We start from the raw sequence: 21,461 nt of genomic DNA, 5'->3' as shown, positions 1-21,461 counted from the left end.
GCGATGACCGGTCTCTTCAGTCTCATCAAGGCGCGCGTCGCGGTGGACACCCCGTCACCGGCGCTCAAGCAGATGCCGACGACGGTTGCTCTCCTCGTGGCCGTACTGTTCTGCCTTCTGCTGCCGCAGGAGCTCATCAGTGAGCCGCTCGCGATCCTCGGTAGCGTGTTGCTGATCGCGCTCGCCACCGGGCTCTCGTTCTACTTCGGATCCGTGCAGCGCGCCACTCGCTGGACGCTCCTCGTGCCGGGCATCTCCCTTTTCGCCATCGGCGTGCTGCGCGAAGGCTCGAACGGAATCGGGTCGATCTTCTCGGCGCTCATCGTGCTGCCGGTGGTGTGGATCGCCGCCGAGGAGGGCCGTCGCTGGGTCGTCGTATCGACTGCCGGCACCTTCTTCGCCCTGATGCTGCCGTACCTGATCGAGTGGAAGTTGCCCGTCGATGACAGCGAAACGATCCGGGGAATCTTCTCACCCGCCGTCTTCGGCATCGCTGCGGCCATCATCAACGAGCTCTCCCGCCAGGGCCGCCAGCAGTTGGCCTCCATCAAGCGCCTCGCTCAGGAGGGAGAGGAGATGTTGGTGCAGTCTCTCGCAGTGGCGAGCCGGCTGAAAGAGAACGAGCTCCAGTTGCATGCGGCCGATCGCCTCACCCGCAGCGTCCTCGACTCGGTGACGGAGCAATCCGTGATCGGCACGGATCTCACCGGCCTGATCGATGTCTGGAATCCGGGCGCCGCGGCGATGCTCGGACTCTCGCCGGCCGACACCCAGGGCAAGCGGTTCGTGTTCGATTTCCATGTCGAATCGGAGCTGGAAGACCGTGCCCGGACTCTCAACTATCCGGCCGGCGCCACCGTGCTCAATCCCGGATTCTCGGCCCTGGTCGAATCCGCACGGCTCGGTCGCGCCGAAGTGCGGGAGTGGACCTACGTGCGAGAGGACGGTTCCACTGTGTCCGTGTCCGTGGCCGTCACCCCACGGATCGACGACGAAGGGGAGACCGTTGGCTACATTTTCGTGGCCACCGACGTGACCCAGGCCCTCGAGGTCGCCCGGTTGAAGGACGAATTCGTCGGGCTGATCTCGCACGAACTCCGCACCCCGCTCTCCTCGATCCTCGGATACCTCGAGCTCATGCGGGACGACGACGAGTCGCCACTGTCCGGGGAGCAACTGCAGTACCTCGGTGTTGCCGAACGAAATGCTCATCGCCTGCTGCGCCTGGTCGGGGACCTGCTCTTCACTGCCCAGGTCAGTTCGGGAAAGTTTCCGCTCGACATCAGCCAGGTATCGCTCAACGAGGTCGTCACCGCTGCAGTGCTCTCGGCGCGACCCGTTGCGAATGCCGCGGGAGTCACGCTCGTGCTGGACTGCCCGGACGATCCGATCACCGTCCGCGGCGACACCGTGCGGCTCGGCCAGGGCTGCGACAACCTCATCTCCAACGCCCTCAAGTTCACTCCCCAAGGCGGAGTGGTGACGGTGAGTCTGTCATCGAGCTCCGACGACGCGATCATCACCGTTCGGGACACCGGCATCGGCATCCCGGCCGCCGAACTCGACCAGCTCTATGCACGCTTCTTCCGCGCATCAACGGCTACCCGCAATGCAGTGCCCGGGGTGGGCCTCGGCCTGACGATCACCAAGGCGATCGTGACGGCTCACCTCGGGGAGCTCGACGTGCAGAGCGAAGAGGGTGTCGGCACGGCGTTCATCATGTCCCTGCCGCTCGCCAAGGTGCCCGTGGGGGCTTAGCGCGAGAGCTGAGCGAGCTGGGCGGATGCGCGCTCGAGCACGTCCACCTTTTTGCAGAACGCGAAGCGCACGAGCGACGCATAGTCGCTCTTGTGCTCATCCGTCACGAAGGCGCTGATCGGCACGGCGACGACCCCGGCAAGCGCGGGCAGGCTGCGGCACAGGTCGTCGGCATCCGTGAAACCGAGCGGAGCGGCATCCGCAACGACGAAGTAGGACCCCTGGGATTCGCTGACGCTGAAGCCCGCGCGGGCGAGTCCCGCGGAGAGCAGATCCCGTTTGCGCTGGAGCACGCTCGCCACCCCGCGGAAGAACTCGTCGGGCAGACCGAGTCCGACGGCGATCGCCGGTTGGAACGGCGCCGCATTCACGTAGGTGAGGAACTGCTTGACGGCGAGCACTGCCTGCAGCAGGTCGTGCGGTCCGGTCATCCAACCCACCTTCCAGCCGGTGGTGCTGAAGGTCTTGCCGGCGCTCGAGATCGTGAGGGTGCGATCGCGGGCCCCGGGCAGGCTCGCGATCGGCATGTGCGTCTGCCCGAAGGTGAGGTGTTCGTACACCTCGTCGGTCACGATGAGAGCGTCGTGTCGATTGGCGAGCTCGACGACCAGTTCGAGGGTCGGGCGGTCCATCATCGCGCCGGTGGGGTTGTGCGGATTGTTGATCAGGATGATGCGGGTGCGATCCGTCACAGCGCGCCGCAAGTCGTCGTGGTCGGGCTGGAAGTGCGGGGCCCGGAGGGGCACCGTGCGGTGCACGGCCCCGCTGAGCGCGATCATGGCGGCATAGGAATCGTAGAAGGGCTCGAAGGTGACCACCTCGTCCCCGGGCTCGACGAGGGCGAGGATGGATGCCGCGAGCGCCTCGGTTGCGCCGGCCGTCACGATCACCTCCCGGTCGGGGTCGACGCTCAGTCCGTAGAAGCGGTGCTGATGGGCGGAGATCGCCTCTCGAAGCACCGGGTAGCCGAGCCCGGGCGGGTACTGGTTCCACCCGTCGCTGATCGCCTGGCGGGCGGCTTCCAGCACCTCGGCGGGACCATCCTCGTCGGGGAATCCCTGGCCGAGGTTTATCGCGCCGGTGCTCGTCGCCAGGGCGGACATTTCGGCGAAAATCGTGGGCTTGAGGGCGCCGTCGGCACCGAGCAACATGGCGCCCCGCGCCGCGTTCTGCCATGCTCCGCTGAGTTCCAAGAATCGCCTTCGGGGTCGGGGGTGGGCTTCGATTCCACCGTAGCTCCTCCCCAGCGCGAGTTCGGCGCGGGGCGGGCACCGCTTGTGGAAACTTCTGGCGGGGTGCGCCCCCGGTGCCCTACCGTCAGTAGCTATGCGGATCATCCCTCGGATCTTCGTCGCGACGCTCGCCGTGGCCCTGATGCTGGGCGGCTGCGTGCCGACGACTCCGTCCGCCTCACCGACCCCGAAGACGAGTGCCACGCCGGTCTTCGCAAGCGAGGCGGAGGCGCTCGCGGCGGCGACGAAGGCGTATGCGGCGTATCAGGAAATGCTGGACGAGGCCTTTGCCACATATGACGCATCCCGTTTGGAGAGAGTTGCCACCGGCACCGCATTGAAGAAGGCCAAGGAGTCGGTATCGGCATATAGGGGAAGCGGGAAACGGCAAACGGGAGGAGCAACTATTGACAGTGTGTCCCTGATTGGGTCTGAACCGCTGCTGCTCGGCGACAGTGAAACGACGCGCACGCAGGCTTACTTGTGTCTCGATCTCACACAGGTAGATGTGGTTGGAAGTGACGGTATGTCCGTAGTCCCTTCAGGTAGCGATCGCCGATTTCCGATCATCGCGACCTTTGTTTGGCAACGATCTCCGGGGGTTCTGCTCGTTGAAGGGGACGAAAGTTGGAGTGGTGAATATTTCTGCTAATTCCCACGAGGCGTGGGGAAAGAAAACTCTCCTGAGCTTGCTCCTGGTTCTCGTTGCAACGGCCGGCCTGCTTGCGCAGACAGCAGTCGTAATCGCCTATGCGTCAGCCTGCAATGCGGGCGATCTCAGAGACGGGTCCTGTTTGCCAACATCCAGCGGCACCGTCAACGGCGACGGCGTCGACATCCGGGGCACCATCGACCTACCCGGTTCCGCCGGCGCGAGCGGCAGTGGCGGTCGGGGCGGAAGCACCGCGACGCCACCGACGCCCCCGCCGCCGTTGCGCGACGGCTACGGGGTCACCGTTCCTGTCACGCTGGCCGATCTGATCAACTTCAAGCCGGTCGCGGGGATCGACCACATGGAGCCGAACGGGTGGATGGTCGTCGGGCTCGACACCAACTTCTACGCGACCATCGACTCCGGTGTGCAGACGGGCCTGCTGCTGACCCTGCCGGCGTCGGTGCGATTCACTGCCGAGCGGTACCGCTGGTCCTATGGGGATGGCACAAGCGCCACGCGATCCACGAGAGGGTCCAGCTGGGTGGCATCCGGAGTGGGGGAGTTCGACCGCACGCCGACCAGCCACGTCTACCGCAACGCGGGCACGTACGCGATCGACCTCGCCATCGACTTCAGTGCCGAATACCAGTACGTGGGAGGGCCGTGGATCCCCATCACCGGCACGATCCCTGTCTCGGCGAACCGATTGGTCGCCACGGCGGGCGATGCGAGCACCGTTCTGGTGGGGCGCGATTGCGCCCAGCGACCGTCCGGACCCGGATGCTGAGGTCGCCGCTCCGGGTGCGGTGAAGCTTCGGCCCGCTCTCAGCGCGTCCATATAGAGTGCACAGGTTGGCGGTGGAGGCTTGCACCGCTTGGAAGGAGCAGCCCCCATGACCGACGCACCGCAGGATCCCCACTCCGGCACGGAAAACGGCACCCCAGATCCCACTTCGAATGCCGCCGAGAATTCCGAAACCCTCGAGCAGACCGAGGCCCGACTGAATTCGGCCAGTGCTGCGCCGCAGGACGCTCCTCCAACGGCCCCCTACGCGCCCCCGGCATCCGCCACCCAGCCTCTCGATCGTGACTACGCCTGGACTCCCGCGGCTCCCGTCGACACCAAGCGTTCCAACAAGGTCGGCATTATCGCGGCCCTGGCAGTCGGGGCGCTCGTCGGAGGCGTCTCGGGCGCCGGCGTCGCAGCCTGGGCCGTCTCGGCCAACCAGGGCAACAACTCCTCGAGCGCAGTGTCGAACAGCGCTCCCCAGAACATCACGGTCAACGACACCTCCAGCGTCAACAACATCACCGCGGTCGCCGCGAAGGCCGCGCCGAGCGTCGTCACCATCTCGGTCACGAGCAAGACCGCCTCCGGCACCGGATCGGGAGTCGTGCTCAGCAAGGACGGCTACGTCCTCACCAACACCCACGTCGTCACGCTCGACGGGGAGATCGCGAACCCCGCCGTGCAGGTCACCACCTTAGACGGTCACCTCTTCTCCGCGACCGTGGTCGGCACCGACCCGATCGCCGACCTCGCGGTCATCAAGCTGAAGGATCCCACCGGACTCACGCCGGCCGAATTCGGCGACTCGAGCAAACTCAACGTCGGAGAGACCGCGATAGCGATCGGCGCTCCGCTCGGGCTCAACAACACCGTTACCGACGGCATCGTCAGCGCCCTTAACCGCAGCATCTCGATCGCCTCGTCGGCCGCCCCGAGCACGGGAGGCGACAGCAGCACTCCCAACTCGGGCAGCCCCTTCGACTTCTGGCAGTTCGACAACGGCCAGGGCCAAGGCGGCTCGCAGAGCCAGTCCACCACCGCAGCCGCGACGATCTCCCTTCCGGTGATCCAGACGGATGCCGCGATCAACCCCGGTAACTCCGGTGGCGCGCTCCTCGACTCGGATGCAAAGGTCATCGGCATCAACGTCGCAATCGCCAGCGCCGGACAGACCAGCGCCTCGTCGCAGTCCGGAAGCATCGGCGTCGGCTTCGCCATTCCCGCGAACCTCGCTCAGCGGGTCGCCAACGAGATCATCAAGGATGGCAAGGCCACCCACGGACTCCTCGGTGCCAGCGTTCAGGACATCTCCGCCACGAGCACGAGCACCGTGGTCGGCGCGAACATCAAGGAGATCACGAGTGGCGGCGCGGCCGACAAGGCCGGGCTCAAGTCGGGTGACATCGTCACGAGCTTCAACGGTGTGCCGATCACCAGCAGCACCGACCTCACCGCCCAGGTCCGTTTCCTCGCGGCCGGCGCCTCGACCTCGCTCAGCTATGTTCGCGGTGGCAACGCGAGCACCGTCGATGTGACGCTCGGAACGCTCAAGCAGTAGCGCCCTTCTGAACCATCCGAGACGGATGTCCGCGGCCTGAACACAGGCGGCGGGCATCCGTTTCGCATCTGCGGGGCGGGCAGAGGTCGACTGATAGGCTCGATCGACTTGGCCGACCTGACATTGGAACCCATGCCCCACGAGGTGCCCTCCCCGCTCGGAGTGTCCTACGTCATCCCCGTTCTCAACGAGGTCGCCTACATCGAGACCGCGATCCGCACTGTTCTCGAGCAGGACTATTCGGGCCCGACGGAGCTCATCCTGGCGCTCGGACCCTCCTCTGACGGCACGACAGAGCTCATCGAGCGGCTGGCGCAAGAGGACGACCGCATCCACGTCGTCTTCAACCCCGCGACGGACATCCCGGTGGGACTCAACCTCGCCATCCGCGCGAGTAGCCACCCGGTGATCGTGCGAGTGGATGCCCACTCGGAGCTGGATCCCAGCTACACCCGCCGCGCGATTGAAACTCTCGTTCGCACCGGCGCCGCGAACGTCGGCGGGGTGATGAAGGCTCGCGGCAAGACCCCCTTCCAATCCGCCGTGGCGCGCGCGTACAACAGCCGCTTCGGGCTCGGCGGTGGCAGCTATCACGGCGGGGCCGAGGAGGGGCCGGCCGAGTCGGCCTATCTCGGAGTGCTGCGCCGCGAGGTGCTCGACGAGGTGAAGCTGTTCGACGAGTCCGTTCGCCGCGGCGAGGACTGGGAACTGAACCTGCGCATCCGCAACGCCGGTCATTCGGTCTGGTTCGATCCCTCGCTCGAAGTGACCTATTGGCCGCGAGAGAGTTGGCCGAAGCTCGTGCGCCAGTTCGCGGCAACAGGGATCTGGCGTGGGGAACTGGTGCGCCGCTATCCAGCGCGCAATCCGTGGCGGTTCTTCGCGCCTCCCGTGTTGGTGGCGACCATCGCCCTGAGCATCGTCGCCCTCGCCCTCCAGCTGACCGGCGTGCTCCGCGGCTGGCCGAGCGCCGTGCTGTCCCTGATCTATCTCGGCCCGGCGGCCTATCTCGTGCTGCTCGTGCTGATCTGCTTCTCGCGCGCCGGGGGACCGGGATTCTCGGACCGCTGGAGGTTCTTCCTCGTGCTCCCCACGATGCACCTGAGCTGGGGGGTCGGATTCATCGTCGGGCTCGTTCGCGGAGCGCGAGACACCGTCGATACCTCCCGCACCGGCATCTGACCGACCGTCAGCAGCGCGCCAGGGGCACGCTAGCCGATGATCCCTTCGGCGAGCAGTCGGCGAACCACCCGGTCGGCCGCGCGTCCATCGTCCCGGGGGTTGAATCGTTCGCGCCAGGCACTGTACTTCTCGGCGAATCGCCGCTGAACCGCATCCCGGTCGCGCACCAGCGTCACCAACTCCTCGGCCGTGGAGACGACCGGCCCCGGCGCCACCGGGATCAAGTCGAAGTAGAACCCGCGGAGCTTTCGGGCGTAGTGCGTCAGATCCGGGGTGAAGAAGAAGACCGGCTTGCCGGTGACGGTGAAATCGAACATCACCGAGGAGTAGTCCGTGACCAGCGCGTCGGCCACGAGGAACAGCTCTGAGACATCCGGGTAGCCGGTCACGTCGAGCACATTCGGCGCGTGAACGTCCTCGCCCGGCAACAGGGTGCGGGAGTGTCCGCGGATGAGCGTCACATAGTCATCGCCGAGCATTTCGGCGAAATGGGCCACGTCGAGATGGTCGACGTGATCCGGCCGATCGTCACGCCAGGTCGGGGCGTAGAGGAGCACCGTGACGCCCGCACGGATGCCCAGCCGGGCTCGGATACGGTCGGGGTCTCCGGTCAGGAGCACGTCGTCACGCGGGTAGCCCTCTTCCCAGACCCGCCCGGTGAACGCATACGCCCGGCGGAATACACCGCGGCTGTAGGGATTCTGGGCAAGCAGGATGTCCCAGCGGGCGCGTTCCCGCAGGGTCGCGATCGCCGGCCGCAGACCGAGTCGCACGCGGCTGAGAGCGAGTTTCTTCAGCATGGTGCCGTGCCAGGTCTGCAGCACGGTCTGGTGACGCCGGGAACGATAGCGTTTGCGCAGCCAGTCGTTGACCACGAGCAGGCGCGCCGATCCGCGGATGCGCCACCACTCGGCACTTCCCTCGAGTAGCGCGACCGCACCGTCCGGCACCGACACAGAGGCATCGGAGACGCTCCAGTAGCGCTCGACGTCCGGGCGCAGCTGCGCGAGTGCGCGGTCGATGGCGAGCGGATTGCAGGAGGCGTTCTGCCCGTAGAAGCTCTCGAAGAAGACCGCGTTCAGAGGCTCGTATTCGGTGGCCCGGTAGTCGGACTCGAGCGACGCCTGCTGCAGTCGACCGCGTTCCCGGTCGGACAGCGGAGACGAGAGCGTGATCGCCAGCGACGCGTCCGGCGCGGCGAACGACACCCGGGTGATGGTGGGCAGCAGTTGCGATGCGGGCAGTTCCGCCGGCAGGATCACGGGCAGGCGGGATCCGTCGACGGCTGAGGCGATCACCGCGTATCGACCGGAGCGGGCGGGTAGAAGCGGGCCGTTCCAGCTGGAGACGAGCAGCGGCACCCGCGCGGACCAGCGGGAGCCGAGCGAGATGAGTTGCGCCGGAAGCACCTGGCGGGAGGCCCGGAGCTGAAAACCGGCGGGGGCGACGCCCGGCCCCTCGAACACGATCGCCGGCAGCTGGCCGGTGGTCACGACGACGGTGTCGATGACGAGGGAAGGCGCCGGCGAGGGCAGGGTCATGGGCGCGCCTTCAGGCGACGCGCGAGCTCGGAGTACACCCTCTCAGTATTGCGCCCGTCGCGGAAGGCGAAGTGCCGTGACGCCAGCGCGGCTGAATGTGCCCGCACGATCTCCGCCCAGTCGGCATCGGAATCGAAGCGGGACAGCTGGTCGAGGACGCCGCTCCAGCTGCGCACCTCGCGCCCGCCGCTGAACTCACGGTAGGGCTCATAGAGGCCGCGCGACCCGGTGTAGCTCTCCTGATCCGGGGCGATGAAGAGGATCGGGCCGCCGGTGAGGGAGTAGTCGAAGGCCACCGACGAATAGTCCGTGACGAGCAGGTCGATCGCGTCGAGGACGGGGGTGAGATCGGATTGTCGAGCGGACGACAGCAGCTGGATGTTCGGCGAACCGGCGATCCCCGCCGCGTAGTCCCCGACACCGTTCGGATGTGGGCGCACGAGCAGCATCGCCCCGGCATCGCGAAGCCAGGCATCGATGCGCGCCCACTCCTCGTCGGTCGGCACCGCCGGATCCGCCTCTCCGTCGCGCCAGGTCGGCGCATAGAGCACCAGGCGGGAGTCCCCGGGGTCGGTGTCGAGAGCGGCCGTGAGCACTTGCCGCGCGAGACTCGATCGCTCGAGCGCCGGGCCGTTGGACAGCACGTCGTCCCGGGGATCACCGGTGACGACGACCCGGTCGGCCGGCAACGCGAACGCCGTGCGCAGGCGTTGGGCGACCAGCTCCGACGCGGCGGGCATCAGGGCGATGCTTCGGTAGCCGCGGCGATAGAAACGACGCAGCAGCCCGCGCACCTGGGCGGAGACCACCGGCACCGAGATGCGGGTGGTGGCGGCAGAGTCCAGCTGGATGAGCTTGAGCGGGATGCCATGCCAGAGCTGCACGACGACGGCGCCGCGCTGCCCGAATCGATTCACGTCGCCGAATCCGTGGGTCACCACGACAACCCGCGCGCGCAGGGTGAGCCAGAGACCGTGCCGCGACAGCTTCAGCACCGCGGGGATGCCGAGTGCACGCGCGGCGGCGAGGTCCCGTTCGTCGCGAGCGAGCCAGGTCAGCCGGAGCGTGGCATCCGCCTGCCTCGCAAAGCGGAAGAGGGCGAGGGATCCCTCCCCGACCCCTGAGCCGCACCCGAACACCCAGAGGTCGTCGACCCGCGCCACGAACACGCTCGCGAGAGCGCCGAGGGCATAGAGCGGGAGGGCGGCGAGCTTCTTCGCATTCCCCGACGCAAAGCTGAACCCGGGCACGAGGGGAGCCTAGCAGCCGAGCTATTCGCGCGTCTCGGCCGGACCACGGATGATCGCAATGGGAGGGAGCTCTCACCGGAGACTGGTTTAATCGAGAGGTGCCCCTCCTCAAGGACGTCAAGACGGCCGCGCGGATAGTGCGGAATCTCGTCAGTTCCCGCCGCAGCCGAGTCGAGCTGGCGCGACGGCAACCCAGCCTCCCGAAGCCGAAGCCCCACAGCATCCAGATCGCGGTGTATTTCGGGGACAGCGCGGTGAACCTCTACCAGATCCGCCAGTGGTACGCCCCGCTGGCGGAGTTGGCGAAGACCATTCCGGTGGCGATCATCTCCCGGTCGCCGGGAGCGGCGCTCACCATGTTCGATGAATCCCCGGTTCCGGTCGTCTGCCTGCGGTCGGTGTCCGAGCTGGAGGCGTTCGTCGCCGAGCAGGATCTCCGCCTCGTCTTCTACGTGAACCAGAACTCGAGGAACTTCCAGATGTTCCGGTACGGACGCATGTTGCACGTCTTCATCAACCACGGTGAGAGCGACAAGATGTACATGACCACCAACCAGTTCAAGGCCTACGACTACAGTTTCGTGGCGGGGGAGGCGGCGCGGGATCGGCTCCGGCACCGGCTGTGGGACTTCGATCTCGACCACCGCACCCTCATGATCGGGCGCCCTCAGGCTGATCACTTCGCCGGCTCGCTTCCCTACACGCCGGATGATCGCACCGTCGTGTTGTACGCCCCGACCTGGGAAGGCGATCGCGATTCGGCCGCCTACGGCTCGGTCGCCTCCCACGGCGAGGCGCTGGTCGGCGCCCTCCTCGCGACCGGAACCCACCGCGTGCTCTATCGACCGCATCCTCGCAGCGGGGTGATCGATCCCGAGTTCAAGCGGGCGAATGAGGCGATCATCGCCTCGATCGCGGCTGCGAACAGCAGGGATTCCTCGGCGCAGCACGTCTTCGACGACGGACCGGACCTCGGCTGGCAGCTTGCGGTGGCGGATGTCGCGATCACCGACATCTCCGCGATGGTCTACGACCGCCTCGCGACCGGCAAGCCGCTCATCGTGACCCGACCGGTATCGGCGCACGCGGAGATCGACGAATCGGGTTATCTCGGGGCGGCCGAATGGCTGTCACCGTCGGAGTCCAGCGAGATCGTCTCCATCGTCGATCGCGTGCAACACGACGTGGAGGCACGACACCGCCTGGAGTTCTGGGTGGAGCGCCACTTCGGTGACACCACACCGGGTGAGGCGACTCGTCGCTTCCACGCCGCCATCGACCGGATGTTCGCGATCTGGGAGCGCGAAGCCTCCGCTCACGCCGACGATCTGCGCTCACGTGAGGCCGACCCGTTCGAGACCGACTCCGACGAACAGGACTGATCACTCCCGGGTGCTGCACGCGACCGTCACAAACTGCTCCCCCTGCGCTCCGGGAGAGCGTCTTGTGACGGGGGATCAACCCCTCCGGTCACGCGGTTAGGGTTTCGACGGCCGCAGGGCTTTCGGCGGACGCGGCGTCTTCGGCGTCTTGGAGTCCGCCGTGCCGCTTCCGAAGCGGGGAAGGTTGATCCTGGCCCGCCGGGTGAGTACGACCGGGCTGCGCACGATCGGCTCCAGGACGACGGGGAACTGCTGCGGCGGCGGCCCGAAGGCATCGCGTGAGCTGGACACCACCTTGCGCCCCAGCATGTGGTTGCCCGTGCCCCCGATCACGGCACCGATGCCGAAGGGGATGGCGCGACCGACCACGCTCGCGCTCTGGGTGGCGACGAAGCGTTTGAGGAACGATTTCTTGATGCGATCGCCGATCTGCCCGATCGCCGCCTGCGGCAGGCTCTTGGTGACCAGTTCGCCCCAGAATCGCCCGCGCGTCGGGCCGACACCGGCGGCCTGCCCGGCGAGTTGCTTGACGAGATCGGAGCCGGCGGTGCCGAGCATCATCGCCATGACGAGGGTGCGGGCGCGCTCGGGATCCTCCACCGCTATCCCGTGCACCTCGGTCACCGACTGGGCGAAGAGGGCGCTGGACTCGAGGAATCCGGCGGTCTCGACGCCGGAGAGGGCGAGTGAGATGCCGACGCCGACGCCGGGAATCACCGAACTCGCGCCGACGGCGGCTCCTCCGGCGGTGACAGCGGCGAGGTAACGAGTCTCGAGGATCTTGATGACCTGGGCCGGCGAGGCGTCCGGATTTCGACGACGGATGCTGCGGATGTGCAGCAACACCACGGGACGTTGCACCGAGAGCAGCCGCTCCACGCCCTTCTCTACCTGCGGGGAGGTCTTGCGGGGGAGCTTGCCGGGCACGACGCTCACGGCTTCACGCCGTACTCGGCGTTGTACCGGTCGAGCACCTCCGCGATGGGGGCGTCGAGAACGAGCGCCCCCTTGTCGAGGTAGAGGCCGCGGGTGCAGAAACGTCGGAGATCTTTTTCACTGTGGGACACGAAAAACAATGTACGCCCACCCGACAAGAGCTCTTCGATTCGGCGGTAGCACTTCTCGCGGAAGGCTTTGTCGCCCACCGCGAGCACCTCGTCGACAAGGATGATCGGTTCCTCGAGGCGGGAGATCACGGCGAACGCGATGCGCACCTTCATGCCGCTGGAGAGGTGTTTGTAGGGGGTTTCGAGGAAGTCGCCGATCTCGGAGAAGGCGATGATCTCGTCGAACCGCTCGTCGATCTCCGACTTCTTCATCCCGTGCAGCCCCGCGGTGAGGTAGACGTTGTCACGCACCGTGAGGTCGTCGACGAAACCGCCGGTGATCTCGATCAGCGGAGCGACTCCGGCGCCCACCCGCACAGTGCCCTCGTCGGCGAACACGACCTCCGCGACCAGTTTGAGCAGCGTCGATTTGCCTTGGCCATTGCGCCCGACGACCCCGATGGCTTCACCCGGTGCGACGGTGAACGACACGTTGCGCAGCGGCCAGAACTCATCGGGTCTGCTGCGGCGTTTCGAACCGGCGAAGAGATCCTTGAAGCTGCGGCGAGACCGGCGGTTGCGCTTGAACCGGATGCCCGCATCCGTCACTTCGATGACCGGCGCGATTGCCGTCTGCACAGTGGTCATCAGATCTCCTTCAGCACGGTCTTGATGGTGCGCCGGAATACCAGCAGGCCGATGCCGAGGATGACGAGGGTGAGAACGGCGCTCGTCGCCACATCGAGCCAGTTCAACTCGCGGGGAAAGAATGCGGCGCGGTAGATCGAGAAGATGCCGGACAGCGGGTTCAGCGCCATGTACGGCTGCAACCAGTGGGGCACGAGTTCGAGCCCGTAGACGATGGGGGAGGCATAGAACAGGAATCGCAAGCCCAGTTTGACCGCACGCTCGAAATCACGGAAGAAGACGACGAGGGGCGCGACGATCAACCCCAGGCCGAGGGCGAGCGCCGCTTCGAGAATCACCGCGATCGGCACGAGGGCGACCTCCCAGTGCAGTTTCGCCGGATCGGGAGTGGCGAAGGTGATGAACGCGAAAATGGCGATGACGGGGATGCTCACGAGAAACTCGATGCCCTTGGACAGCACGATCCTCGACACCCAGATCGTGCGAGGGATCTTGGTCGATCGAATCAGCTTCGCCTCCTTGGTGAAGGCGCGTGTCGCGTCGGAGATCACTCCGTTGAACCAGGTCCACGGCAGAAGTGCCGTGAGAAGGAAGATGATGTACGGCTCTTCGCCGACCTTGCCGCGGTGGAAGATCTGCGTGAAGACCACCCAGTAGATCGCGGCCATGACCAGCGGATCGAGGATCGACCAGAAGTAGCCGAGGAACGACGTGGAGTAGCGCACCTTGAGGTCGCGGGTGGTCAGCAGCCACAGGGAATGCCTGTAGCGCGCGAATTCCGAACGCTCGGGGCGTGCTTCGAGAGCTGCACTCACGCGTTACGGGTCCTTAGCGTCACGCACTCCGCTTGACGTACGCGGAGGCGTGAACTCAGACGAAGAGGTTCGCCCGCTCGAGATCTTCCGCGAAGTCAACCTCTACGGCGTAGAGGTCGGAGATGTCTACCGGCTCAAATCGTAGCTTGTCCTGCTCGATTGCCAGCTCAATACCGCGCTCGAAGTAGTCCTGGTCGTCGACGCGACCGAGCTGGCGGATGAGCGCAGCCTTGTCACCGCGAGCGACATAGTTGATCCCTACGGCCTCGCCGAGACCACCCTTGACCGTCTTCGACAGCTGGTTGATGTAGCCCTCGGCATCCACCGTGTACTTGACTTCTTCGTCAGAGACCTTCTCGGTGTTCACGGAGACGAAGGACTGGTCGGCGTCGACCATCTTCTTGGCGCGCACGAGGGCCTCGGGGTCGAAGACCACGTCGCCGTTCATCCAGAGAACGCCACCCTGGCCCGAGGCGCGCAGTGCGCGCATCAGGCTCTTGGAGGTGTTGGTCTGGTCGTACTGCTCGTTGTAGACGAAGGACGCGGCGGGGAAGGCCTCGATGATGTGCTCGAGCTTGTAGCCGACGACGATCGTCACCTTGGCGCTGGTGCCGAAGGCCTGCTTGATGTTGTCGAACTGCTGCTGCATGATGGTGCGGCCGTCACTGAGTTCGGTGAGGGGCTTCGGCAGGGAACGTCCAAGACGGCTGCCCATGCCGGCGGCCAGAATAACGATCTGCGTGCTCACGATTTGTCTCCTCAGTTGACTGTGGTCTTGACCGGGGCAGGTGTCCGAATCCGATCGATTTTCAATCGTCATTAGGTTGCGATTGCGAAGAGATTCACCGTTTATTCATCCCCAGACTGTTGCCTGGACACGTCGTTGTGCATCACTACCCTACCTTTTCGAGCCAATTTGGCACAGGGGTGGGCGGATGGCGTTTTCAATTCGTGATGAGATGCCCAGTTCTCGCACAGGCATCCCAGTCAGCGTTGGTACGGTTGACAGGTGGATCTAGAACCTGAGGAGAAGCCAGCAGGGGAGCCGGCGGCTCCGAGTTCCGGCGACGATTCCGTGACTCCCGCGAAGCCCGCGGGCACCCCGCCCCGGGCGCGCCGTCCCGCTGCTCCACGAGCGAATTCCGGCGCCTCCGCCTCGTCCGCGAAGGCGGCCCCCCGCACCCCCACATCCCGCACGCCGAACCCGCGCACGCCCGCGGCACGTACATCGGCCGCGAAGCCTGCGACGCCCCGGGGTTCCACGGCGGAGGCGGCTTCCTCCTCGGATGCCGCCTCTCAGACTCCGCCCAAGATGCCCGCCGCGACGAAGCCCGCCGCGACGAAGCCCGCCGCTGCGAAGCCCGCCGCTGCGAGGGCGACGGCTCCGCGGACGACCCGCCCAAAAGCCCCAGCTAGGGCGGCTACCGCACCGGAGACGCCGACCACCGAAGATCCCAGGGCCCCTCAATCAGCTGTGTCCCCGACAGAAGCACCGGATCCAGCCGCGCCCGAAAGCCTCGAGCCCGTTTCCGCCGAGACCGGAGCGGAAGCCGCAGCCGAGACTGGCTCCGGAGCGGAAGCGGGCGCCGAAACTGAAGCCGAGACCGCGGCGCCGCAGGACGCCGAGCCGATGGCCACCCCGCCCCTGTCGACGATTCCGCGGGCGACTATTCCGCGCACGACGACTCAGCGGGCGACGACTCCGCGGGCCACGCGACCTCGCTCCTCCATTCCGCGTTCGACGATTCCGCGGTCGACCTCGGTACGCCCTCCTGCTTCACCGACGGCGGCCCCACCGACGGCCGTTCCGCCGCAGCCTGTGCCGCCGACGGCCGTCCCGCTGAGAGCCGTTCCGCCGCAGCCCGTGCCGCCGCAGCCCATCTCACCGAATCCGGCTGCCGCTGCCGCTGCCGCTCCCGCTCCCGCTCCCGCTCCCGCTCCTGCTCCCGCTCCCGTGGAGCCCCAGCCTGCTGGTCGCGCGAAGCGGACCAGGACCACCGTCGAACCGTCGCCGGCCGAGACGATCCCCGAAGCCATCCTCGCTCCGTCCGCCTCCAGCGTGCGCTCGGCCGTCGCGGAAGGGCAGGTCGTGCTCGAGGTCTCCGATCTCGTGAAGCGCTTCGGTGACACCGTCGCGGTGAACCACGTGAGCCTCTCGGTTCCCGCCGGGACCATGTTCGGAATCGTCGGGCCGAACGGAGCGGGCAAGACCACCACGCTGTCGATGGTGACCGGTCTTCTTCGGCCGGATGACGGATCCATCCTCGTGCACGGCGCGGACGTCTGGACGGATCCGGCGGCCGCCAAGCGTGCCATGGGAGTGCTTCCCGACCGACTGAGGCTCTTCGACCGCCTCACCGGAAGCCAACTCCTGCACTACGCCGGGACGCTTCGCGGGCTCGACGCACGAACCGTGAAGCAGCGCTCCACCGACTTGGCGATCGCCTTCGGTCTGGAGGATGCCCTCGGACGCCTCGTCTCCGACTACTCGGCCGGAATGACCAAGAAGATCGCACTGGCCTGCGCGATGATCCACTCGCCGAGGTTGCTGGTGCTCGACGAACCCTTCGAGTCCGTCGATCCGGTTTCCGCGGCGAATATCACGACGATTTTGCAGCGCTATGTCGCTGCCGGGGGCACCGTGGTGCTGTCGAGCCACAGCATGGACCTGATCCAGCGCATCTGCGACCTCGTGGCGATCGTCGTGAGCGGCAAGGTGCTCACCTCCGGCACGATGGAGGATGTGCGTGGCGCCGGTTCGCTCGAGGAGAGATTCCTCGAACTCGCGGGTGGGCGCAAGACAGCGGAGGGCATGGAGTGGTTGCACAGTTTCTCGGACTGAAACTGCGGCTGCTCGCGAATACATTTCGCCGTAGTCCGCTGCAGGTCCTCGGAATCATCGTCGGCCTGCTCTATGCGATCGGAGCGACCGGGTTCACAGTGGCCGGCCTCGCCTCCCTCCGCCGGGTGGAACCGGTGCTCGCGGGCGACATCACCGTAGCCGTCGGATCCGCGATCGTGCTGGGATTCCTGCTCGTGCCTCTCGCCCTCGGTGCGGACAACAGCCTCGATCCTCGAGCGTTCTCTTTGTTCGGCATCCCCGCGAATCGTCTCGCAGTCGTCGTCGCCCTCGCGGGGCTCGTCGGGCTTCCGTCACTCGCGATCGCGGCAGTCGCCATCGCGCAGGTGGTGACCTGGGCACGGAATCCGCTGTCCGTGATCATCGCTCTCTTCTCTGCGGTGCTGATTTTCGCCACCTGCCTGCTCGCTGCACGGGTTTCCAGTTCGATCGCCTCCCTCCTGTTGGCCACCCGCCGCGCCCGAGAGCTGACGACGCTCATCATGCTCGTGGTTCTCGTGCTTCTCGCCCCGGCGATCGCGCTGCTCGCTTCCGTCGACTGGTATCGTGGCGGGCTCAACGCTCTCAAATCCGTGGCGGATGTCGCGGGCTGGACGCCGATCGGGGCTGCCTGGTCTGCGCCGGCCGAAGCGGCATCCGGCAATGCCGGAGCCGCTGTGCTGAAGCTCCTCATCGCCGCTGCGACCGCCGGGCTGCTGTGGGTGGCCTGGCGCGCACTGGTGGCCCGGCTGCTGGTGGCGCCACAGCGACGCGAGCGAGCCTCGAATTACGTGGGTCTCGGCTGGTTCGGTCGTCTGCCGGACTCTCCCGTCGGCGCGATCGCTGCCCGCAGCATCACGTACTGGATCCGCGATGCCCGGTACCACACGACTCTCCTCGCCGTGCCGGTCGCACCGCTGCTGTTCGTGGTCGTGCTCGCGGTCGCCGGCGTACCCGGCAGCGTGCTCGCCCTGATCCCGGTGCCCGTGATGTGCCTGTTCCTCGCATGGTCGATGCACAACGACGTCGCCAGCGACAGTTCGGCCGTGTGGCTTCACCTCGCGTCGAATACCTCGGGATGGGCCGACCGGCTCGGGCGCATGGTGCCCGCCCTGGTGATCGGCATCCCGCTGATCGCGATCGGGTCTCCGATCGCCGCGGCGATCTCCGGCGACGACGGGGTGCTCCCGTCGCTGATCGGGGTCAGCTCCAGTCTGCTGCTGGCCGGGCTCGGCCTGTCGAGCGTGGTCTCTGCACGCTTTCCCTACCCGTCGGTGCGCCCGGGCGACAGTCCCTACGCGCAGCCCCAGGCCAGCGGTACCGGCGCGGGTCTCATCCAGTCACTCACCTTCTTCTCGGCGATCGCGCTGTCGGCGCCCGCTCTCTGGTTCGCTCTGCAGGGCCTGTTGCATCCCGGTGTGACCAGTTGGTCGACGTTCTCACTCCTGGTGGGGCTGGGAATGGGGCTGGTTGTGCTCGCCCTCGGGGTGCTCTGGGGCGGACACATCTACAGTCGTCGGTCGCCGGAGCTGCTCGCATTCACCCTGCGCCACTGACTCCTTACCCATGGGCTCTTCACCCATGGGCTCTTCACCCATGGGCTCTTCACCGATAGCGCTCTTCACCGATGGGGCTCTCGTGCACGCGTAAAATGGCGTCATGAGTGGCGATACACAACAGGGCGGCGGCGGTACGGACACGCTGGACCGCGAACTCGAAGAACTCCTGAACCAGGAGCAGATCGAAGAGGGCGACCACGAGCGCTTCTCCCACTACGTGCAGAAGGAGAAGATCCTCGCGTCGGCACTGAGCGGCAAGCCCGTGATCGCGCTCTGCGGCAAGGTGTGGACGCCGGGGCGCGATCCGGAGAAGTTCCCCGTGTGCCCGACCTGCAAAGAGATCTACGACGGACTGAAGAAGTAGCTCGAGAGGGTGCGGGCTGAGCGCAGAGGGTCTCAGGCGTAACGGGTCGGGATCACCGGGTCGCCGCGACCGAGGCGGAATGCCTCCTCTGGCAGCTCCGCGATCGCCGCCGCGCGGTGCTCCCTTGCGAGCCGCGTTCCGGCCTCCCCGCGGTACTTCTCCACGGCGACCCCGTCGACAATCAGCGGCACGAGCAGGGGCCGGTGAGTGGATGTAGTGGCCTCCGGCTGCCCCACGTGGATGACCTCGGCACTCGCCGTGCCCGCCGCGGTGAACTCACGCACGGGAAACTTGCGACCGCCGATCGATACCTTCTCCGGGGACTTCTTTGCGACGGAGATCCAGTCGCCCGCGGCATCCCTGCGGGCCACGAGCTTGTAGACGAGACCGGCGGCGGGGGAACCCGACCCGGTGACCACAGAGGTCCCGACGCCATAGGAGTCGACCGGGGCGGCTCTGAGGGCCGCGATCGTGAACTCGTCGAGGTCGTTCGTCACGGTGATCTTGGTGTTGACCGCACCGAGGGCATCGAGTTGGCGGCGTACCGCTCCGACCTGCTCTGGCAGGTCACCGCTGTCGATCCGCACGGCGCCGAGCCCGGTGCCCGCGACCCGCACGGCGAGATCGACGGCCGCGGTGACGTCGTAGGTGTCGACGAGGAGGGTGGTGCCGGGGCCGAGGGCAGCGACCTGGGCTCGGAAGGCATCCTCCTCGGTGTCGTGCAGGAGGGTGAAGGAGTGCGCCGAGGTGCCCATGGTCGGCACACCCCAGCTCCGGCCGGCCTCGAGGTTGCTCGTCGCCGCGAATCCGGCGATGAAGGCCGCGCGGGCGGCGGCGACGGCGCTGCGCTCACCGGTGCGCCGCGATCCCATCTCCGCGAGGGGACGGCCGCTCGCGGCAGAGACCATGCGGGAGGCGGCCGTTGCCACCGCCGAGTCGTAGTTGAGCACACTGAGGGCGAGGGTCTCGAGGATCACGGCCTCGGCGAAGGTGCCTTCGACGACGAGGATGGGGGAGCCGGGAAAGTAGACCTCGCCCTCCTGGTAGCCGGAGATGCTGCCGGTGAAGCGGTAGTCGGCCAGCCAGTCGAGAGCGCGGTCGTAGACCACGTCGTTGTCGCGCAACCAGTCGAGTTCACGGTCGGTGAAGCGGAAGTCGTCGATCAGATCGAGCAGCCGCCCGGTGCCGGCGACGATTCCGTAGCGACGCCCACCGGAGAGACGGCGAGCGAAGACCTCGAACACGCAGTCGCGATCATGAGTGCCGGCGCGGATGGCGGCGTTCAGCATCGTGAGCTCGTAGCGGTCGGTCAGCAGCGAAGATACGGCATCGGTCACAGTAGCCAGCCTAGGCTGCAGGCCGCGCGTGTACGGTGACTCGAATGGAGCGCACCCGCTGGATCTTCGCTGGCCAACTGGGCGATGCCTTCGACGATGGCGGACGGATGCTGCTGATCGAGGCTCGCTCCGCGCTGCGCCGCGCGCCCATTCACCGCGCCAAGGCTCACCTCATCCTCTCGGCGATCCGCCACCGTGCGGCCGAGCTCGGGGACCGGGTGGAGTTCCACCAGGTCGAGCACTACCGGGACGTGGTGGAGGGGCGCGACGACCTCGAAGTGGTCGATCCGACCTCCTATGCGGCGAGGCGCCTCGTGCGATCGGTCGGAGCGACGGTGCTTCCGAGCCGTGGCTTCGTCACGAGTGAGGCGGATTTCGCCGAGTGGGCGGATGCCCGAAAGGGTCGCCCGATCATGGAGGACTTCTACCGTTGGGTGCGGGGCCGCACGGGCATCCTGCAGGACGGCGACGCTCCCGCCGGCGGCCAGTGGAACTTCGACCACGAGAACCGCCAACCCCCGCCGAAGCGGGCCCTCACCCTCGGCCTGCCCGAACCCTGGTGGCCGCAGGAGGACGACATCGACCGGGGGGTGCGCCACGATCTCGATCGCTGGCAGGCCGCCGGCGACATCACCCTCGTGGGTGACGATGGTCCGCGGCGATTCTCGGCGACCACGGGGGAGGCGCGGCTGGCCCTCGACGACTTCATCGAGAGTCGCCTCGGCGACTTCGGGCCGTTCGAGGATGCCACGCTCACCGGGGACTGGACGATGGCGCACTCCCTGCTCAGCGCACCACTCAACCTCGGCTTGCTCGATCCGCGTGAGGTGATCGACCGGGTCGAGGCCGAATATCGCGCCGGGCGGGCGCCGATCGGCAGCGTCGAGGGCATCGTGCGCCAGCTCTGCGGCTGGCGCGACTGGGTGTGGCACCTGTACTGGCGGCTGGACGAGGACTACGTGAACAGCAACGCCCTCGGTGCGACGGAGCCGATTCCCCGCGAGTTGCTGGAGCTCGAGGCATCCGCCATCGAGGCCAACTGCCTGAGCCAGACGATCGGCGGGGTGCGCGAACACGGCTGGGCGCATCACATCCAGAGGCTCATGATCATCGGCAACTGGGCACTACAGCGCGGCTACGACCCCAAGCAGATGAACGAGTGGTTCATCGGGATGTTCGTGGACGGCACCCCCTGGGTGATGCCCGCGAACGTCGTCGGCATGAGCCTGTTTGCGGATGGAGGCATCGTCGGCACCAAGCCCTATGCGGCCGGGGGTGCCTATGTCAACAGGATGACGGACTACTGCGGCGGCTGTCGATTCGACCCGAAGGTGCGACTCGGCCCGAACGCCTGCCCGGTGACCGCCGGATACTGGGCATTCCTCGACCGGGTGGAGCCGCAGATCCGCGGCAACTTCCGCATGGCGCAGCCGCTCGCCGGCCTCCGACGGCTGAGCGACCGCGAGCAGGTGGTCGACCAGGAACGGCGTCGCACCGCGTTGTAG

20 protein-coding genes are annotated in these 21,461 nt (G+C 66.8%); 10 read left to right on the top strand and 10 right to left on the bottom strand.

The window, feature by feature from the left end; genetic code table 11:
• Positions 1–3: 3 nt before the first annotated feature.
• A complete protein-coding gene (locus tag VLI63_RS11125; protein WP_409156921.1) occupies positions 4–1,758 on the top strand; it encodes a sensor histidine kinase in 1,755 nt (584 codons plus the stop codon).
• Here VLI63_RS11125 and VLI63_RS11120 read toward each other — a convergent pair.
• Positions 1,755–2,909, bottom strand: coding sequence for a pyridoxal phosphate-dependent aminotransferase (locus VLI63_RS11120; RefSeq protein WP_409157240.1), 1,155 nt, complete (start codon positions 2,907–2,909; stop codon positions 1,755–1,757). The two genes, VLI63_RS11125 and VLI63_RS11120, sit on opposite strands and share 4 nt — an antisense overlap.
• Before the next feature lie 175 nt (positions 2,910–3,084).
• Here VLI63_RS11120 and VLI63_RS11115 point away from each other — a divergent pair, with 175 nt between their 5' ends.
• The 4 genes from VLI63_RS11115 (at position 3,085) to VLI63_RS11100 (ending at position 7,175) form a co-directional block, all read left to right on the top strand.
• Positions 3,085–3,642, top strand: a complete 558-nt coding sequence (locus tag VLI63_RS11115) for a hypothetical protein (RefSeq protein ID WP_409156920.1) — start codon at positions 3,085–3,087, stop codon at positions 3,640–3,642.
• A 142-nt stretch (positions 3,643–3,784) separates the two neighbouring features.
• Positions 3,785–4,432 carry a PKD domain-containing protein gene (locus tag VLI63_RS11110; protein ID WP_409156919.1) on the top strand — a complete coding sequence of 216 codons (648 nt, stop codon included), beginning with the start codon at positions 3,785–3,787 and terminating at the stop codon, positions 4,430–4,432.
• Between the two features lie 106 nt (positions 4,433–4,538).
• The gene (locus VLI63_RS11105; RefSeq protein WP_409156918.1) at positions 4,539–5,993 is read left to right on the top strand and encodes a S1C family serine protease; all 1,455 of its coding nucleotides are present in this window, start codon (positions 4,539–4,541) and stop codon (positions 5,991–5,993) included.
• Positions 5,994–6,125: 132 nt separating this feature from the next.
• A complete protein-coding gene (locus VLI63_RS11100) occupies positions 6,126–7,175 on the top strand; it encodes a glycosyltransferase family 2 protein (RefSeq protein WP_409156917.1) in 1,050 nt (349 codons plus the stop codon).
• Between the two features lie 29 nt (positions 7,176–7,204).
• Here the strand turns inward: VLI63_RS11100 and VLI63_RS11095 are convergent, their stop codons facing one another.
• Positions 7,205–8,716, bottom strand: a complete 1,512-nt coding sequence (locus VLI63_RS11095) for a CDP-glycerol glycerophosphotransferase family protein (protein WP_409156916.1) — start codon at positions 8,714–8,716, stop codon at positions 7,205–7,207.
• Positions 8,713–9,966, bottom strand: coding sequence for a CDP-glycerol glycerophosphotransferase family protein (locus VLI63_RS11090; RefSeq protein WP_409156915.1), 1,254 nt, complete (start codon positions 9,964–9,966; stop codon positions 8,713–8,715). Before VLI63_RS11090 ends, VLI63_RS11095 begins: the two co-directional genes overlap by 4 nt.
• 98 nt (positions 9,967–10,064) lie before the next feature.
• Between VLI63_RS11090 and VLI63_RS11085 the strand changes: the two genes are divergently transcribed.
• Positions 10,065–11,348, top strand: coding sequence for a CDP-glycerol glycerophosphotransferase family protein (locus VLI63_RS11085; RefSeq protein ID WP_409156914.1), 1,284 nt, complete (start codon positions 10,065–10,067; stop codon positions 11,346–11,348).
• A 96-nt stretch (positions 11,349–11,444) separates the two neighbouring features.
• Here VLI63_RS11085 and VLI63_RS11080 read toward each other — a convergent pair whose 3' ends face one another.
• From VLI63_RS11080 to VLI63_RS11055, 6 genes are all read right to left on the bottom strand, one after another.
• On the bottom strand, positions 11,445–12,284 hold the full coding sequence (locus tag VLI63_RS11080) for a hypothetical protein (protein WP_409156913.1): 840 nt from the start codon (positions 12,282–12,284) through the stop codon (positions 11,445–11,447).
• Positions 12,281–13,042 carry an ABC transporter ATP-binding protein gene (locus VLI63_RS11075; protein ID WP_409156912.1) on the bottom strand — a complete coding sequence of 254 codons (762 nt, stop codon included), beginning with the start codon at positions 13,040–13,042 and terminating at the stop codon, positions 12,281–12,283. The genes VLI63_RS11080 and VLI63_RS11075 overlap by 4 nt, the downstream gene beginning before the upstream one ends.
• On the bottom strand, positions 13,042–13,857 hold the full coding sequence (locus tag VLI63_RS11070; RefSeq protein ID WP_409156911.1) for an ABC transporter permease: 816 nt from the start codon (positions 13,855–13,857) through the stop codon (positions 13,042–13,044). The genes VLI63_RS11075 and VLI63_RS11070 overlap by 1 nt, the downstream gene beginning before the upstream one ends.
• 55 nt (positions 13,858–13,912) lie before the next feature.
• Positions 13,913–14,605 (bottom strand): NTP transferase domain-containing protein, encoded by a 693-nt coding sequence (locus tag VLI63_RS11065; RefSeq protein WP_185202987.1) that lies wholly within the window; start codon positions 14,603–14,605, stop codon positions 13,913–13,915.
• Positions 14,606–15,153: 548 nt separating this feature from the next.
• Positions 15,154–15,303 (bottom strand): hypothetical protein, encoded by a 150-nt coding sequence (locus VLI63_RS11060; protein WP_409156910.1) that lies wholly within the window; start codon positions 15,301–15,303, stop codon positions 15,154–15,156.
• Between the two features lie 240 nt (positions 15,304–15,543).
• On the bottom strand, positions 15,544–15,894 hold the full coding sequence (locus VLI63_RS11055) for a hypothetical protein (RefSeq protein ID WP_409156909.1): 351 nt from the start codon (positions 15,892–15,894) through the stop codon (positions 15,544–15,546).
• A 22-nt stretch (positions 15,895–15,916) separates the two neighbouring features.
• Between VLI63_RS11055 and VLI63_RS11050 the strand changes: the two genes are divergently transcribed.
• From VLI63_RS11050 to VLI63_RS11040, 3 genes are all read left to right on the top strand, one after another.
• Positions 15,917–16,699: an ABC transporter ATP-binding protein gene (locus VLI63_RS11050; protein ID WP_409156908.1), complete on the top strand. Its 783-nt coding sequence runs from the start codon at positions 15,917–15,919 to the stop codon at positions 16,697–16,699.
• Positions 16,675–18,252 (top strand): ABC transporter permease, encoded by a 1,578-nt coding sequence (locus VLI63_RS11045; protein WP_409156907.1) that lies wholly within the window; start codon positions 16,675–16,677, stop codon positions 18,250–18,252. The genes VLI63_RS11050 and VLI63_RS11045 overlap by 25 nt, the downstream gene beginning before the upstream one ends.
• A gap of 103 nt (positions 18,253–18,355) precedes the next feature.
• Positions 18,356–18,619 (top strand): DUF3039 domain-containing protein, encoded by a 264-nt coding sequence (locus VLI63_RS11040; protein ID WP_185202991.1) that lies wholly within the window; start codon positions 18,356–18,358, stop codon positions 18,617–18,619.
• Between the two features lie 32 nt (positions 18,620–18,651).
• Here the strand turns inward: VLI63_RS11040 and VLI63_RS11035 are convergent, their stop codons facing one another.
• Positions 18,652–19,908, bottom strand: coding sequence for a nicotinate phosphoribosyltransferase (locus VLI63_RS11035; RefSeq protein WP_409157239.1), 1,257 nt, complete (start codon positions 19,906–19,908; stop codon positions 18,652–18,654).
• A 92-nt stretch (positions 19,909–20,000) separates the two neighbouring features.
• Here VLI63_RS11035 and VLI63_RS11030 point away from each other — a divergent pair, with 92 nt between their 5' ends.
• A complete protein-coding gene (locus VLI63_RS11030; RefSeq protein ID WP_409156906.1) occupies positions 20,001–21,461 on the top strand; it encodes a cryptochrome/photolyase family protein in 1,461 nt (486 codons plus the stop codon).

Origin of the sequence: Lacisediminihabitans sp. H27-G8, from assembly GCF_046156175.1 — a bacterium.
Classification (GTDB): domain Bacteria; phylum Actinomycetota; class Actinomycetes; order Actinomycetales; family Microbacteriaceae; genus Lacisediminihabitans.
The sequence above is the reverse complement of the archived record's forward strand: the minus strand, read 5'-3'. Positions and strand labels throughout refer to the sequence as shown.

Coding starts and splice junctions, on each gene's coding strand:
- VLI63_RS11035 (WP_409157239.1), bottom strand. CDS start 19,908: ATGCTGAACGCCGCCATCCGCGCCGGCACTCATGATCGCGACTGCGTG.
- VLI63_RS11030 (WP_409156906.1), top strand. CDS start 20,001: ATGGAGCGCACCCGCTGGATCTTCGCTGGCCAACTGGGCGATGCCTTC.
- VLI63_RS11095 (WP_409156916.1), bottom strand. CDS start 8,716: ATGACCCTGCCCTCGCCGGCGCCTTCCCTCGTCATCGACACCGTCGTC.
- VLI63_RS11105 (WP_409156918.1), top strand. CDS start 4,539: ATGACCGACGCACCGCAGGATCCCCACTCCGGCACGGAAAACGGCACC.
- VLI63_RS11115 (WP_409156920.1), top strand. CDS start 3,085: ATGCGGATCATCCCTCGGATCTTCGTCGCGACGCTCGCCGTGGCCCTG.
- VLI63_RS11055 (WP_409156909.1), bottom strand. CDS start 15,894: ATGGCTTCGGGGATCGTCTCGGCCGGCGACGGTTCGACGGTGGTCCTG.
- VLI63_RS11040 (WP_185202991.1), top strand. CDS start 18,356: ATGAGTGGCGATACACAACAGGGCGGCGGCGGTACGGACACGCTGGAC.
- VLI63_RS11125 (WP_409156921.1), top strand. CDS start 4: ATGACCGGTCTCTTCAGTCTCATCAAGGCGCGCGTCGCGGTGGACACC.
- VLI63_RS11100 (WP_409156917.1), top strand. CDS start 6,126: ATGCCCCACGAGGTGCCCTCCCCGCTCGGAGTGTCCTACGTCATCCCC.
- VLI63_RS11075 (WP_409156912.1), bottom strand. CDS start 13,042: ATGACCACTGTGCAGACGGCAATCGCGCCGGTCATCGAAGTGACGGAT.
- VLI63_RS11120 (WP_409157240.1), bottom strand. CDS start 2,909: ATGTTGCTCGGTGCCGACGGCGCCCTCAAGCCCACGATTTTCGCCGAA.